The organism is Pseudomonas sp. HMSC067G02 (assembly GCF_001813485.1).
Taxonomy (GTDB): Bacteria; Pseudomonadota; Gammaproteobacteria; order Pseudomonadales; family Pseudomonadaceae; genus Pseudomonas; species Pseudomonas aeruginosa.
Window position 1 is genome coordinate 31,521 of the sequence record NZ_KV812703.1, and the last position, 725, is coordinate 32,245.

A 725-nucleotide genomic window follows, 5' to 3' on the forward strand; every position below is an offset into this window, starting at 1 on the left:
GCCGTCGGCGGTGACCTGCCCTATCGGGTTGCCGCCGGCATCGGTGAGGGTCACGGTGGCACCGGCCTCGGCGGTACCGCTGATGACGACGCCGTTGCTCGGGTTGATCACCGGCGCCGGCGGCGCGCTGGAATCGACGGTCACCGTCGCCGGCGGGCTGCTGTTACCGGCGGCGTCCTCGGCCACCACGTTGACCACAGTACCGTTGGCGATCGGCGTGGACGGGGTGTAGGTCCAGTTGCCGCTGCCGTCGGCGGTGACCTCGGCGATCGGATTGCCGTTGCCGTCGGTGAGAATCACCGTGCTGCCCGGTTCCGCAGTGCCGCTGAGGCTGCTGCCATTGCTCAGGTTGACGGTCGGCGTGGCCGGCGCGATGGCGTCCACGGTAGTGCTGCCCTGGCCGCCGGTATTGCCGGCCGGGTCGGTAGCGGTGGCGTTGACCACGGTTCCATCCGCCAGCGGCGTGGACGGGGTGAAGCTCCAGTTGCCGCTGCCGTCGGCGGTGACCTGCCCGATCGGATTGCCGCTGCCATCGGTCAGGGTCACCGTGGCGCCCGGTTCGGCGGTGCCGCTGATCTCCGCGCCGTTGCTCGGATTGACCACCGGCGCGGCCGGCGCCACCGAGTCCACGGTGGTGCTGGCCGGAGCGCTGGTATTGCCGGTCGGGTCGCTGGCCGTGGCGTTGACCACGGTGCCGTTGGCCAGCGGCGTGCCCGGCGTGAAGC

Annotated in this window: 1 protein-coding gene; it reads right to left on the minus strand. The window is 71.6% G+C overall.

The window, feature by feature from the left end; genetic code table 11:
- A partial coding sequence (locus tag HMPREF2914_RS32445) for an Ig-like domain-containing protein (RefSeq protein ID WP_256562284.1) occupies positions 1-725 on the minus strand: 725 nt, incomplete at both ends.